The sequence below is a fragment of the Streptococcus sp. WB01_FAA12 genome (genome assembly GCF_012843315.1).
Taxonomy (GTDB): Bacteria; Bacillota; Bacilli; order Lactobacillales; family Streptococcaceae; genus Streptococcus.
Map to the genome: position 1 here is coordinate 123,578 of NZ_JABAEX010000002.1, position 13,099 is coordinate 136,676.

Annotated in this window: 13 protein-coding genes and 2 pseudogenes; 10 read left to right on the forward strand and 5 right to left on the reverse strand. The window is 42.1% G+C overall.

The window, feature by feature from the left end; genetic code table 11:
- The first annotated feature begins 21 nt into the window (after positions 1 to 21).
- The gene (locus HF881_RS04915; protein ID WP_169446685.1) at positions 22 to 582 is read left to right on the forward strand and encodes a LemA family protein; all 561 of its coding nucleotides are present in this window, start codon (positions 22 to 24) and stop codon (positions 580 to 582) included.
- Position 583: 1 nt separating this feature from the next.
- Positions 584 to 1,483: a zinc metalloprotease HtpX gene (gene htpX / locus HF881_RS04920; protein WP_169446686.1), complete on the forward strand. Its 900-nt coding sequence runs from the start codon at positions 584 to 586 to the stop codon at positions 1,481 to 1,483.
- A gap of 45 nt (positions 1,484 to 1,528) precedes the next feature.
- Here the strand turns inward: htpX and HF881_RS04925 are convergent, their stop codons facing one another.
- Positions 1,529 to 3,088, reverse strand: a complete 1,560-nt coding sequence (locus HF881_RS04925; RefSeq protein ID WP_169446687.1) for an ATP-binding cassette domain-containing protein — start codon at positions 3,086 to 3,088, stop codon at positions 1,529 to 1,531.
- Between the two features lie 333 nt (positions 3,089 to 3,421).
- The gene (locus tag HF881_RS04930) at positions 3,422 to 3,751 is read right to left on the reverse strand and encodes a helicase BlpT (protein WP_093584792.1); all 330 of its coding nucleotides are present in this window, start codon (positions 3,749 to 3,751) and stop codon (positions 3,422 to 3,424) included.
- A gap of 167 nt (positions 3,752 to 3,918) precedes the next feature.
- On the opposite strand from HF881_RS04930, the gene HF881_RS04935 reads away from it, so the two are divergent.
- From HF881_RS04935 to carB, 6 genes are all read left to right on the forward strand, one after another.
- A complete protein-coding gene (locus HF881_RS04935) occupies positions 3,919 to 4,461 on the forward strand; it encodes a DUF177 domain-containing protein (protein ID WP_169446688.1) in 543 nt (180 codons plus the stop codon).
- A complete protein-coding gene (gene nth / locus HF881_RS04940; protein ID WP_000244438.1) occupies positions 4,462 to 5,091 on the forward strand; it encodes an endonuclease III in 630 nt (209 codons plus the stop codon).
- A 208-nt stretch (positions 5,092 to 5,299) separates the two neighbouring features.
- Positions 5,300 to 5,821 carry a bifunctional pyr operon transcriptional regulator/uracil phosphoribosyltransferase PyrR gene (pyrR, locus tag HF881_RS04945; RefSeq protein ID WP_001259298.1) on the forward strand — a complete coding sequence of 174 codons (522 nt, stop codon included), beginning with the start codon at positions 5,300 to 5,302 and terminating at the stop codon, positions 5,819 to 5,821.
- A 20-nt stretch (positions 5,822 to 5,841) separates the two neighbouring features.
- Positions 5,842 to 6,765 (forward strand): aspartate carbamoyltransferase catalytic subunit, encoded by a 924-nt coding sequence (locus tag HF881_RS04950; protein ID WP_169446689.1) that lies wholly within the window; start codon positions 5,842 to 5,844, stop codon positions 6,763 to 6,765.
- A 49-nt stretch (positions 6,766 to 6,814) separates the two neighbouring features.
- Positions 6,815 to 7,897 (forward strand): carbamoyl phosphate synthase small subunit, encoded by a 1,083-nt coding sequence (locus tag HF881_RS04955; RefSeq protein ID WP_000746723.1) that lies wholly within the window; start codon positions 6,815 to 6,817, stop codon positions 7,895 to 7,897.
- A gap of 292 nt (positions 7,898 to 8,189) precedes the next feature.
- Positions 8,190 to 11,366: a carbamoyl-phosphate synthase large subunit gene (gene carB, locus HF881_RS04960; RefSeq protein WP_169446690.1), complete on the forward strand. Its 3,177-nt coding sequence runs from the start codon at positions 8,190 to 8,192 to the stop codon at positions 11,364 to 11,366.
- A gap of 137 nt (positions 11,367 to 11,503) precedes the next feature.
- On the opposite strand, the gene HF881_RS04965 is transcribed toward carB, so the two are convergent.
- Together HF881_RS04965 and HF881_RS04970 are read right to left on the reverse strand one after the other, a co-directional pair.
- Positions 11,504 to 11,857, reverse strand: coding sequence for a type II toxin-antitoxin system RelE/ParE family toxin (locus HF881_RS04965; RefSeq protein WP_169446691.1), 354 nt, complete (start codon positions 11,855 to 11,857; stop codon positions 11,504 to 11,506).
- On the reverse strand, positions 11,847 to 12,131 hold the full coding sequence (locus tag HF881_RS04970; protein ID WP_169446692.1) for a type II toxin-antitoxin system RelB/DinJ family antitoxin: 285 nt from the start codon (positions 12,129 to 12,131) through the stop codon (positions 11,847 to 11,849). The genes HF881_RS04965 and HF881_RS04970 overlap by 11 nt, the downstream gene beginning before the upstream one ends.
- A gap of 68 nt (positions 12,132 to 12,199) precedes the next feature.
- Between HF881_RS04970 and HF881_RS10480 the strand changes: the two are divergent.
- Positions 12,200 to 12,430 (forward strand): annotated as a pseudogene (locus HF881_RS10480) (transcriptional regulator); the annotation flags it as partial.
- Positions 12,417 to 12,665, forward strand: a pseudogene (locus tag HF881_RS04975) (tyrosine-type recombinase/integrase); the annotation flags it as partial. The pseudogenes HF881_RS10480 and HF881_RS04975, both read left to right, overlap by 14 nt.
- A 104-nt stretch (positions 12,666 to 12,769) precedes the next feature.
- On the opposite strand, the gene HF881_RS04980 reads toward HF881_RS04975, so the two are convergent.
- Positions 12,770 to 13,012 carry a type B 50S ribosomal protein L31 gene (locus HF881_RS04980; RefSeq protein ID WP_000710762.1) on the reverse strand — a complete coding sequence of 81 codons (243 nt, stop codon included), beginning with the start codon at positions 13,010 to 13,012 and terminating at the stop codon, positions 12,770 to 12,772.
- Positions 13,013 to 13,099: the final 87 nt, after the last annotated feature.

Genomic DNA, 13,099 nt, shown 5'->3' on the forward strand with positions numbered 1-13,099 from the left:
AAAGCAGAAAGGAATAAGATTATGATTTGGATTATTCTTGGAGTTTTGGCTCTTATTGTTATTTTTGTGATTGTTAGCTATAACGGTTTGGTTAAAAATCGTATGCAAACCAAGGAGGCTTGGAGCCAGATCGATGTTCAGTTGAAGCGTCGTAATGATCTCCTCCCAAACTTGATTGAAACAGTCAAAGGCTATGCGAAATATGAAGGTTCTACCTTGGAAAAAGTGACAGAACTTCGTAGACAGGTAGCCGCAGCAACCTCGCCAGCTGAAGCTATGAAGGCCAGCGATGCCCTTACTCGCCAAATTTCTGGTATCTTTGCAGTAGCAGAGAATTACCCAGACTTGAAAGCTAGTGCTAACTTTATCAAATTGCAAGAAGAGTTGACCAATACAGAAAATAAAATTTCTTACTCCCGCCAACTCTACAACAGTGTTGTCAGCAACTACAATGTAAAACTAGAAAGCTTCCCAAGTAACATCATCGCGGGACTATTTGGCTTTAAAGCTGCAGCCTTCCTTCAAACACCTGAAGAGGAAAAGGTAGTTCCTAAAGTTGACTTTAGCGGTTTAGGTGACTAAGATGTTGTTTGATCAAATTGCAAGCAATAAGCGAAGAACATGGATTTTATTACTGGTTTTCTTCCTACTCTTGGCCTTGGTTGGCTATGCGGTTGGCTATCTCTTTATGCGTTCAGGTCTTGGTGGCATGATTATTGCCTTGATCATCGGCCTTATCTACGCTTTAACCATGATCTTTCAATCGACAGAGATTGTCATGTCTATGAATGGGGCGCGTGAGGTTGATGAGCAAACGGCACCAGACCTCTACCATGTAGTGGAAGATATGGCCATGGTCGCTCAGATTCCTATGCCGCGTGTTTTCATCATTGAAGATTCTTCTTTAAATGCTTTTGCAACAGGTTCCAACCCTCAGAATGCGGCAGTTGCGGCCACTTCGGGTCTCCTAGCAATTATGAATCGTGAGGAGCTGGAAGCTGTTATGGGTCATGAAATCAGTCATATCCGAAACTATGATATCCGCATTTCGACTATTGCTGTAGCGCTCGCTAGTGCCATTACCCTTCTGTCTAGTATGGCAGGTCGTATGATGTGGTGGGGAGGCGCTGGTCAAAGACGAAGTGACGACGATCGCGATGGAAATGGTTTGGAGATTATCATGCTTGTCATCTCTCTCCTAGCCATTGTTCTGGCGCCTCTCGCTGCAACCTTGGTGCAATTAGCCATTTCCCGTCAGCGAGAATTTTTAGCGGATGCATCCAGTGTGGAGCTGACTCGCAATCCTCAAGGGATGATCAATGCCTTGCGCAAGTTGGATAATAGCGAGCCCATGCATCACAACGTTGATGATGCCAGCAGCGCTCTTTACATCAATGATCCCAAGAAAGGTGGCGGACTTCAAAAACTCTTTTATACCCACCCACCTATCTCAGAACGAATCGAACGCTTGAAACAAATGTAAACAAAATCCAGAGAAGTTTCTCTGGATTTTTGCCATGTTCAAAAGTTATAAATCTTGTAAATCGACGACTTCCAAACCATTTTCTGTCAAACGATAGATACTCGTACAGACCTCCTTTAAGAAGCGTCTGTCATGCGAAACAGTGATCAGACCGCCGGGATAAGAGGCAAAGAGTTTTCTGATTTCGGGTTGAGAAGTAGGAGAAAAGTTTCGTGTGGGTTCATCGAGAAGGAGAAAGTTTGGTTTGCGTAGAACTAAATCCAAAAGAAGCAGTTTTCCCTGTTGACCACCAGATAAGGAACGAATCTGGTGTTGCATCTCTGAATAACTGAAATTGAGACTGGCTAAGTGGGATTGGATTTTCTGTAGTTCCTCTTTTTCTCCAGTTTGGCTGAGGTAGGCTACTGGAGATAAATCCAATTGCAGTTTTTTATGGTAATCTTGTGGCATAAAACCAAGGGAAATTTCTCTTTTGTCGCTTAGCAGTTGCTGTAACTTGTCTAACAGGGTCGATTTCCCAATACCATTAGGCCCGATGATACCGATTTTTTCTTGGCCACGGACAGTGAGTTGCAACTCCTGAGCTAAAATGCGCTCGCCAATGGACAACTTTTCCTTTTCTAGTTGGATTAAGACTTTAGAAGCCGCTAATGGTTGGATATCTGAGAAGAAGAGTTGGATTTGTTCCTCTTCAAGTGGCTTTTGTGTCATGGACTGAGCTGCCTTTTCGTAGCGTTTTTCTTGAGAGAGAACATTTTTCATCTTTTTAGCCAATAGGCGACCGGCAACATCATTTTTAGTGTTACGTAAGGCATTTTCTACATTTTGCTTGACGCGGCGATGCTTTTCCATGGTTTTGTCATAGGCTCGTTGGTCGTTAGCAGCTTGCTGGCTTTGTCTGGCAAAACTAGCCTTCCTCTGGTCACTATAGCTATCGTAGTCTAAATGCTCTACAAGCGTTTCCGCTTCTTTCCGATGCTTGACCAGTCGCAAGTGGACAATAGTATCTGCCGTTTGAGAGAGAAAGTCTTCATCATGGGAAATGAAAATAACAGTTTGCCTAATCTTTTGAATCTGACCTTTTAGCCAATCAACCGTCTCAAGGTCTAGGTCATTTGAAGGTTCATCTAAAAATAGAATTTCAAAAGGTTTTGCTAACTCGTGGATGAGCTGAATTTTTAAAGCTTCGCCCCCCGATAGACTGCCAATCTTTTGCTCACTAGCGAAGCGATCACTATTAAAATGCAACTCCTCAGCCAAACGATAGAGGATACTGTAGTCTAAATCAGTAGACTCTAAAAAGAAGTAATCGTGTAGAGTTCTATTTTTTAGCTCCTCAGGTAACTTTTGAGGAATGTAGGCCAGTGACTGAAGGTCAGACTGGATGTCTCCCTTGATAGTGAAATCAGGTAATGCTTCCCCCATTAAAGCTCGTAGCAAGGTTGATTTGCCATTTCCTTCTTCACCAATAATAGCAACCTTTTCCCCGTCTTGGATAGTCATGGTTAGGTTAGAAACAAGCTCTCGTAGATCTTTGTTTTGTGTGATGGTCAGATGATTGATTTTTATCATATTGTTGCCCTTTCTAGAATGTCCATTGTGCATAACAAAAAGCTCTACTTTACCTAGTAGAGCTAGTATTTTATGTCAAAAAACTCTATTCTCCTCACTGAAAATCCCATCAAACTAGTTCAGTCTAACCCTATCCAACCCAAGAGGAGCATAGCTTTCTAGTTTTTTGATTTTCAAAGTGGATAAAGCACTAGATGATCTAGTACAAAAAGAGCATGCAAAAAGAGACAAAAACACGATCTACTAAATAAAGTTTCTTTATTTGATAGACTTAGTTGTTCATGTCTCCCTTACCTCCGAGTATTAGTACCTCTATCCTATACCTTTCAGGAAATTTTGTCAATAGAAAACAAGTAATTTCAAGATCTAAAATCCAAAAACAGGTCCATAGAGAGTCAGTACGTGTTTGACATGCTCGTAATGGAACTTATCATAGTTGCGCCAAGCGGTGCGTGCTTGGTCGTTTAGTTTTAGGCTCCCCAGTCCAATCAGAAGACTGGTACGTTGGTAAAATTTCTCAAGGTCGATTAAGATACTATTGTCAAGCTTTTCCGCTTTTTTAAGTTCCTTGAGAGTGCTGTTCAGCAGTTCTTGTAGACGGAAATCATCGGCTGTACTTTGTTTGCAGTTTTGGTAGCTTTTATTTAACTCGGATAGGAGTTGGTAAGCTTCGTTGATTAGTATTTTGTCTTCCATATGAGCATCCTCCTTGCTCTGATGTATTCTTGCCTATAGTATAGCACTAAACAGAAAATATGTCATAGTAAATATGTTAAAAACGAGATTTTAATATCAAGGTTTGGGAGGCTGACTTATAGCCTTTTCATGGTATAATCAAGTGAGTACATCTTTATGGAGGAAATATGAAGTTAAATATTCAAGAAATTCGTAAGCAGCCTGAAGGTCTACACTTTGAACAAGCTTTAGACCTGGCAGCAGACTTGCGTAAACGAAATCAAGAGATTTTAGATGTCAAAGATATCCTTGCTGTGGGGAAGGTGCAGTACGAAGAGCGTCTGTATTTCTTAGACTATCAGTTGTCATATACCATTGTTCTTGCTTCCAGCCGCAGTATGGAACCAGTTGAGTTGTCTGAATCTTATCCAGTTACAGAGGTCTTCATGGAAGGAGCAACCAATCAACTAGACCAAGAAGTTTTAGATGATGACTTGGTCTTGCCTATCGAAAATGGGGAAATCGACCTTGCTGAGAGCGTAGCAGATAATATCTTGCTAAACATTCCAATCAAAGTCTTGACGGCAGAAGAAGAGGCGGGACAAGGTTTTGTGTCAGGGAATGACTGGCAAATCATGACTGAGGAAGAATACCAGGCCCAACAAGCAGTCAAGAAAGAAGAAAATAGTCCTTTTGCAGGTTTACAAGGACTATTTAATGGAGACGAGTAGATGGTTTTATCCAAGAAACGTGCTCGTCATGTCATAGAGGAAATCATTGCCCTTTTCCCAGATGCGAAACCCAGCCTTGATTTTACCAATCATTTTGAACTCTTGGTTGCAGTGATGTTGTCAGCCCAGACGACAGATGCAGCGGTCAATAAGGCCACACCAGGTCTCTTTGCAGCCTTTCCAACGCCTCAAGCCATGTCTGTCGCGACTGAAAGTGAAATTGCCTCACACATTTCCCGTCTAGGACTTTATCGCAATAAAGCTAAATTTCTTAAAAAATGTGCCCAGCAGTTACTAGACGATTTTAATGGTCAAGTGCCTCAGACTCGAGAGGAATTAGAAAGCCTAGCAGGTGTTGGACGCAAAACAGCCAACGTAGTCATGAGTGTGGGCTTTGGAATTCCAGCATTTGCAGTGGACACTCATGTGGAGCGAATCTGTAAGCATCACGATATCGTTAAAAAATCAGCTACGCCACTTGAAGTAGAAAAACGTGTCATGGATGTTCTGCCTCCAGAGAAATGGTTGGCAGCCCATCAGGCTATGATTTACTTTGGACGGGCTATCTGTCACCCAAAGAACCCAGAATGCGATCACTATCCACAATTATATGATTTTAGTTCGTTATAAGATGAAAATTTTATGTTTTTTTCTTGCATTGATCCTTTCTTTGTGATATAGTAATAACAATAAAATATTCCTTTAAACCTGTCCCGTGAGGCAGGCAAGGAGTCGGATCAATAGATAGCAGAAGTCTATACTCTTTACAGTAGAGCTGGCTTGGCTATACATTCTGAAGTCTCCTTGTTAAGGAGACTTTTCTTTTTGGAGGTTTGTCATGAGGACAAAAGAAGTTGTAGACGAATTGACCGTCAAACGAGCGATTACTCGGATTACCTACGAGATTATTGAGCGAAACAAAGATTTGAATAAAATCGTTTTGGCTGGTATTAAAACGCGAGGTGTCTTTATCGCTCGCCGTATCCAAGAACGTTTGGAACAGTTAGAATCTCTTTCAGTTCCAGTGGTAGAACTGGATACCAAGCCTTTCCGTGACGATGTCAAAAGTGGAGAAGATACCTCTGTAATCTCTGTTGATGTGACAGATCGGGAAGTCATCTTGGTGGACGATGTACTCTACACTGGTCGGACTATCCGAGCTGCTATTGACAATATTGTTAGCCATGGTCGCCCTGCTCGTGTGAGTTTGGCAGTCTTGGTTGATCGTGGCCACAGAGAACTTCCAATCCGTCCGGACTATGTTGGAAAAAACATCCCAACCAGTCGTTCTGAAGAAATTATCGTAGAGATGACAGAACTAGATGGACAAGACAGAGTACTAATCACAGAACAAGCCTAAAACACTAAAAGGAGTAAAAAATGTCAGAAAATCAACAAGCTTTGCAACATGTCGTTTCTATGGAAGACCTTACTGTAGAACAAGTAATGAAATTGATTAAACGAGGAATCGAATTTAAAAACGGAGCGAGTGCTTCTTATGAGGAACAACATATCGTTTCCAACCTTTTCTTTGAAAGTTCAACTCGTACCCACAAATCCTTTGAGGTAGCAGAACTGAAACTTGGACTTGATCTTTTGGATTTCGATGTGAAGACCAGTTCAGTGAATAAGGGTGAAACACTCTATGACACGATCTTGACGCTGTCTGCACTAGGAGTGGATGCCTGTGTCATTCGTCACCCAGAGGTGGACTACTACAGAGAATTGATTGCTAGCCCGACCATCACAACTTCGATTATCAATGGTGGGGATGGTTCAGGGCAACACCCTAGCCAAAGTTTGCTTGATTTGATGACAATTTATGAAGAATTTGGACATTTTGAAGGTCTTAAGGTGGCAATCGCTGGCGACCTAAACCACTCACGGGTAGCTAAGTCTAATATGCAAATCCTTAAACGCTTGGGAGCGGAGCTTTACTTTGCAGGTCCTGAGGAATGGAGAAGTGAGGAATTTGAACATTACGGTCGCTTTGTATCAATTGATGAGGTGATTGATCAAGTAGATGTTATGATGTTTCTTCGTGTGCAGCATGAACGTCATGAAATTGTGACAGGATTTTCAAAAGAAAACTACCATATCCAGCATGGTTTGACACAAGAACGCTATGACCGCTTGAAAGAAAAAGCAATCCTCATGCACCCAGCTCCAGTCAATCGTGATGTGGAAATCGCTGATCACTTGGTAGAAGCACCGAAATCACGTATTGTTCAGCAAATGACCAACGGTGTCTTTGTCAGAATGGCAATTTTAGAATCTGTGTTGGCCTATAGAAAAGCAAAATAAGGCACAAAGCGTTAAAAGATGTCTGAGAGCATCAACGAGAGGTGAGTAGATGAAAAAACGACTTCTAGTATTAGAAGATGGGACAGTATTTGAAGGCCAGGCCTTCGGAGCAGATATTGATGTAACAGGGGAAATCGTCTTTAATACAGGGATGACCGGTTACCAAGAATCCATAACAGACCAGTCTTACAATGGACAAATCTTAACCTTTACCTATCCTTTGGTGGGAAATTATGGAATTAACCGTGACGACTACGAGTCAATCACTCCTACATGTAAGGGAGTAGTAGTTTTTGAAGAAGCGCGTAGAGCTAGCAACTGGCGCAATCAAATGACCTTGGACGAATTCCTGAAAGCCAAGAAAATTCCTGGTATCTCAGGAATTGATACCCGTGCTCTGACAAAAATTATCCGTAAGCATGGTACCATGCGTGCAACTCTTACGCATGTTGGTGATACCATGGACCATATCATAGACCAGCTCCAAGCGACAGTTCTACCGACAGATAATATCAAGCAAGTCTCTACTAAGACAGCTTATCCTGCTCCTGGAGTTGGATTGAGTGTCGTACTGGTAGACTTTGGACTTAAACATTCTATCTTACGCGAACTATCTAAGCGTAACTGTAACGTGACCGTTGTTCCATACACAACAACAGCAGAAGAGATTCTCCATCTCCATCCTGACGGGGTCATGTTGTCAAACGGTCCAGGTAACCCAGAAGATGTTCCCCAGGCACTGGATATGATTCGTGGTGTGCAAGGGGAAATTCCTATCTTTGGTATCTGTATGGGTCACCAACTTTTTGCTATGGCAAATGGAGCCAAGACCTACAAGATGAAGTTTGGTCACCGTGGATTTAACCACGCGGTGCGTGAAATTGCAACAGGCCGAGTAGACTTTACTAGCCAGAACCATGGTTATGCGGTTAGCCGTGAGGATTTGCCAGAGCATTTGATTATTACCCACGAAGAAATCAATGACAAGTCAGTTGAAGGTGTGCGTCACAGATACCAACCAGGTTTCTCTGTGCAATTCCACCCAGATGCAGCTCCAGGACCGCACGATGCAAGCTATCTCTTTGATGAATTTATCGAAATGATGGAGTCGTTTAAATCTGCTAATCGCTGATATAGGAAACTCTGTCAGAGGCTTGTCGAATAAAAAGGCAAGTCCTTTCTTTTAGTTGATCAATGAGATGCTGAAAATTTTTACACTCGATTTATTATTGAAAAATCATCGGAGAATTTATTTAATGTCGCCCTGTGAGGCGACGAATAGAAAGGAGAAGGGTGGTCCGTATTTGCTGAACTGAATACGGGCTACGGACGGTGCTAAAAAGATAGTTATTCCTAGAACTGATAGTTCTTCGTCATAACTCCTATTTTAGCTTTGTCCGCTTGACGCCCTTAATATCTTATAAATGCCTAAACGTACTGATATTCAAAAAATTATGGTGATTGGTTCTGGTCCAATTATTATTGGTCAGGCTGCTGAGTTTGACTATGCTGGGACCCAGGCTTGCTTGTCTTTGAAAGAGGAAGGTTATGAAGTTGTCTTGGTTAACTCAAACCCTGCCACCATCATGACGGATAAGGAGATTGCGGACAAGGTCTACATCGAACCGATTACACTCGAGTTTGTGACGCGTATTCTACGTAAGGAACGTCCAGATGCCTTGCTGCCTACTCTCGGTGGTCAGACGGGTCTGAACATGGCTATGGAATTGTCTAAAAATGGTATTCTAGATGAGCTTGGAGTAGAGCTTCTGGGAACTAAATTATCGGCCATCGACCAAGCTGAGGACCGTGACCTCTTTAAACAATTGATGGAAGAGCTTGAGCAACCAATCCCTGAATCTGAAATTGTCAACACAGTAGAAGAAGCAGTTGCCTTTGCAGCGACAATTGGATACCCAGTCATTGTCCGTCCAGCCTTTACCCTAGGTGGTACTGGTGGTGGTATGTGTGCTAACGAAGAAGAATTACGTGAAATCGCTGAAAATGGGTTGAAATTGTCACCTGTTACCCAATGTTTGATTGAACGTTCGATTGCAGGTTTCAAGGAAATCGAATACGAAGTTATGCGTGACTCAGCTGACAATGCCCTCGTTGTTTGTAACATGGAAAACTTTGACCCAGTGGGGATTCACACAGGGGATTCTATCGTATTTGCTCCTGCGCAAACCATGTCAGACTATGAAAACCAAATGCTACGTGACGCGAGCTTGAGCATTATTCGTGCCCTTAAGATTGAAGGTGGATGTAATGTTCAGCTAGCACTTGATCCCCATAGCTTTAAGTACTATGTTATCGAAGTAAACCCTCGTGTATCGCGTTCGTCAGCCCTTGCTTCTAAGGCGACGGGTTATCCAATTGCTAAATTGGCTGCCAAGATTGCCGTCGGTTTGACCTTGGATGAGGTCATCAACCCAGTTACAGGATCAACCTATGCCATGTTTGAGCCAGCCCTTGACTACGTCGTTGCTAAGATTCCACGTTTCCCATTTGACAAGTTTGAAAAAGGGGAACGTCGTCTTGGTACCCAGATGAAGGCAACTGGAGAAGTTATGGCCATCGGTCGGAACATCGAGGAGTCTCTTCTTAAAGCCTGCCGCTCTCTTGAAATTGGAGTTCACCACAATGAAATGCCTGAGCTTGCAGCGGTTTCAGATGATGTCTTGATTGAAAAAGTTGTCAAGGCCCAAGATGACCGTCTCTTCTACGTATCAGAGGCTATTCGCCGTGGTTACACACCAGAAGAAATTGCTGAATTGACCAAGATTGATATCTTCTATCTGGATAAACTCTTGCACATCTTTGAAATTGAGCAGGAATTGGGTGCCCATCCACAAGATTTAGAAATCTTGAAAACAGCCAAACTCAATGGTTTCTCAGACCGTAAGATTGCTGAACTCTGGAAAACAACGGCTGATCAAGTTCGTCAACTTCGCTTGGAAAACAAGATTGTTCCAGTTTACAAGATGGTCGATACCTGTGCGGCGGAGTTTGACTCTGAAACACCATACTTCTATTCAACTTATGGTTGGGAAAATGAGTCTATCAAATCTGATAAGGAATCTGTACTTGTCCTAGGTTCAGGTCCAATCCGTATCGGACAAGGGGTTGAGTTTGACTACGCAACTGTTCACTCTGTTAAGGCTATCCAGGCAGCTGGCTATGAAGCTATCATCATGAACTCAAATCCAGAGACCGTTTCTACAGACTTCTCGGTATCAGACAAACTTTACTTTGAGCCATTGACATTCGAAGATGTCATGAATGTCATTGACCTTGAGCAACCAAAAGGCGTCATTGTTCAGTTTGGAGGTCAAACAGCCATCAACCTTGCGGAGCCTTTGGCAAAAGCAGGTGTGACTATCCTTGGTACGCAAGTCGCTGACCTAGACCGTGCCGAAGACCGCGACCTCTTCGAGCAAGCCCTCAAAGACTTGGATATTCCACAGCCACCAGGACAAACGGCTACCAATGAAGAAGAAGCAGTGCTTGCAGCTCGCAAGATTGGTTTCCCAGTTCTCGTTCGCCCATCTTATGTCTTGGGTGGACGTGCCATGGAAATCGTAGAAAATGAGGAAGATCTTCGTTCTTACATGCGTACCGCTGTTAAGGCTAGTCCAGACCACCCAGTTCTTGTTGACTCTTACATCGTTGGGCAAGAATGTGAAGTTGATGCTATTTCAGATGGAGAAAATGTCCTTATCCCTGGTATCATGGAGCATATCGAACGTGCTGGTGTCCACTCAGGTGACTCAATGGCCGTGTATCCTCCTCAAACCTTGTCGCAAAAGGTTCAGGAAACCATTGCAGACTACACCAAACGTCTAGCAATCGGCCTAAACTGTCTTGGTATGATGAACATTCAGTTTGTCATCAAGGATGAAAAAGTCTATGTCATTGAGGTCAATCCACGTGCCAGCCGTACGGTGCCATTCCTTTCTAAGGTGACCAATATCCCTATGGCTCAGGTAGCAACTAAGTTGATTCTTGGTCAAAACCTTGGAGAACTTGGTTATCAAGATGGACTTTATCCTGAAAGCACTCGCGTTCATATCAAGGCACCTGTCTTCTCTTTTACCAAACTAGCTAAGGTAGACAGCTTGCTCGGTCCTGAGATGAAGTCAACAGGTGAAGTTATGGGTTCTGATACGACTCTCGAAAAAGCTCTCTATAAGGCCTTTGAAGCTTCTTATCTACATTTGCCAACCTTTGGAAATGTAGTCTTTACCATCGCAGATGATGCCAAAGAAGAAGCCTTGAACTTGGCTCGACGTTTCCAAAATATCGGTTACGGTATCCTTGCGACAGAAGGAACTGCAGCCTTCTTTGCCAGTCATGGACTGCATGCCCAACCTGTTGGTAAGATTGGTGACGATGAGAAGGACATTCCAAGCTTTGTCCGTAAAGGAAAAATCCAAGCGATTATCAATACTGTTGGAACAAAACGAACTGCTGACGAAGATGGTGAGCAAATCCGCCGTTCAGCCATTGAACACGGTGTGCCACTCTTTACAGCACTAGACACAGCAAATGCCATGCTCAAGGTGCTAGAAAGTCGTAGTTTTGTCACAGAAGCCATTTAATCAAGAAAAAAGAATCTGAGAACTATTTTGTCTCAGGTTCTTTTATAATTATTTGATACTGTATTGTTAAACCAAGATGGTACCAAAAAGGTACCAAAAATTAAGGTTTTGGAGCTTATAAAATAATGAAAGTTGTCTCAATCAGTTGAGCTTTTTTTATTGCCTTTTTGTAGCAAAGTGACATAGTCACTTTTAGTGTGGAATAGGTGAGATAAAAAAACAGTATTCCGTTTTTGGTCGATGAAGTAAAGTAAAACATATTGTTCAATAATTTTTCCTCGTGTGGGATACTTGCTGTTAATCTTTACTCCGATTTTCTCATCAGCGTCAAAACCTGCTTCAGGAAAAATTTCTAAACTTTTTAAGCTGTCTAAAATTTTAGCCACAGTATTTTTGGCAGATTGAGGGGATAGAAGTACCGTAGCTATATAGGCGTGTATATTGTCGATAGCTTGATCGACCTCTTTTGAAGCAATCACTTTATAAGCCATAGCGTACCCTCATATCGTCTAGGGAAGTTCCTTCGCCTGCCTCGTATTCTCTCAAGGCACGTTCAGATTGGGCTTGTAATTCTTCAATCAACTGTTCTCTGTGTAGATCTTCGGCCGTCTTAATAGGCAAATCTTGCTCCAGGACTATTTGCTCCACAAATAAAGAAATAGCATCCGTCATGGTCATTCCTTTTTCCTTGATAATGGCTCTAGCTTGCTCCATAGTGGCTTCATTCAGTTTAAAATTGTATTGTTTCGATAAAGTTATAGCCATGATATATCTCCAATCTATACGTTATAGATTGATTATATACTAGATATAGATTTTAATCAAGAAAAAATCTTAAAGAACTCAATCAGTCAGAGGCATTGTCTGACTACATTGATTTTCTAGCAAGTAAAAAAGGCTTTAACCCTGTTTTGGTTAAAGCTATTAAGGAATAATTTATAGCTAATGAAAAGCAAGGCCGTATTTCTTTCCCGATTAACAAATCAGGAGCAGAAGGCTCTCCTTATCATTATGTCTGGGAGGCATGGGTAGAAAGTCCTTTATACCAGAAACTATATCAATAGTGTACTGAAGCGCATTATCAGGAAACATGGCTTGAAGAAGATAACTCCTCATGGTTTCAGACATACTCATGCTACCTTGATGATTGAAACGGGTGTTGATCCTGTTAATGCAGCCAAACGGTTAGGACATGCAAGTAGTCAGATGACCCTGGATACTTATAGCCATTCTACAGTAGCAGGAGAGAAGAAAGCTATCACAAAATTTGTAGATTATCTGGATAGTGCAAAAGGTTAGTTTTCCAAGACGGTACCAAAAACGGTACTAAAAACAAAAAAAGCCAATTCCAATTTCTTGGAAAAGGCTTTGTATCAACGTTTTTAAGCAATAAATGCGGTTGATTATTTGAGACCGTATTTTTTGTTGAAACGATCCACACGTCCATCTGCTTGAGTGAACTTTTGACGTCCAGTGTAGAATGGGTGTGAGTCTGATGAAATTTCCACACGGATCAATGGATAAGTTTCGCCTTCGAACTCAACAGTTTCGTTAGAGCGTTTAGTTGAACCGCTAAGGAATTTGTAACCAGTAGTTGTGTCCATGAAGACAACTGGGCGATATTCTGGATGGATATCTTTTTTCATTTTGCAATATTTCCTTTCTGCCATGGTCTCTTTGCGAGCCATAGATTGTTACCTTACTAGTCTATCAGATTCTGATAAGTTTGGCAA

Bases quoted from the DNA above. Each gene is read 5' to 3' on its own strand.
- HF881_RS04915 (WP_169446685.1), top strand. From the start codon at position 22: ATGATTTGGATTATTCTTGGAGTTTTGGCTCTTATTGTTATTTTTGTG.
- HF881_RS04935 (WP_169446688.1), top strand. From the start codon at position 3,919: ATGAAGTTAAATATTCAAGAAATTCGTAAGCAGCCTGAAGGTCTACAC.
- carB (WP_169446690.1), top strand. From the start codon at position 8,190: ATGCCTAAACGTACTGATATTCAAAAAATTATGGTGATTGGTTCTGGT.
- HF881_RS04970 (WP_169446692.1), bottom strand. From the start codon at position 12,131: ATGGCTATAACTTTATCGAAACAATACAATTTTAAACTGAATGAAGCC.
- HF881_RS04965 (WP_169446691.1), bottom strand. From the start codon at position 11,857: ATGGCTTATAAAGTGATTGCTTCAAAAGAGGTCGATCAAGCTATCGAC.
- HF881_RS04980 (WP_000710762.1), bottom strand. From the start codon at position 13,012: ATGAAAAAAGATATCCATCCAGAATATCGCCCAGTTGTCTTCATGGAC.
- HF881_RS04955 (WP_000746723.1), top strand. From the start codon at position 6,815: ATGAAAAAACGACTTCTAGTATTAGAAGATGGGACAGTATTTGAAGGC.
- HF881_RS04925 (WP_169446687.1), bottom strand. From the start codon at position 3,088: ATGCACAATGGACATTCTAGAAAGGGCAACAATATGATAAAAATCAAT.
- nth (WP_000244438.1), top strand. From the start codon at position 4,462: ATGGTTTTATCCAAGAAACGTGCTCGTCATGTCATAGAGGAAATCATT.
- HF881_RS04950 (WP_169446689.1), top strand. From the start codon at position 5,842: ATGTCAGAAAATCAACAAGCTTTGCAACATGTCGTTTCTATGGAAGAC.
- HF881_RS04930 (WP_093584792.1), bottom strand. From the start codon at position 3,751: ATGGAAGACAAAATACTAATCAACGAAGCTTACCAACTCCTATCCGAG.
- pyrR (WP_001259298.1), top strand. From the start codon at position 5,300: ATGAGGACAAAAGAAGTTGTAGACGAATTGACCGTCAAACGAGCGATT.
- htpX (WP_169446686.1), top strand. From the start codon at position 584: ATGTTGTTTGATCAAATTGCAAGCAATAAGCGAAGAACATGGATTTTA.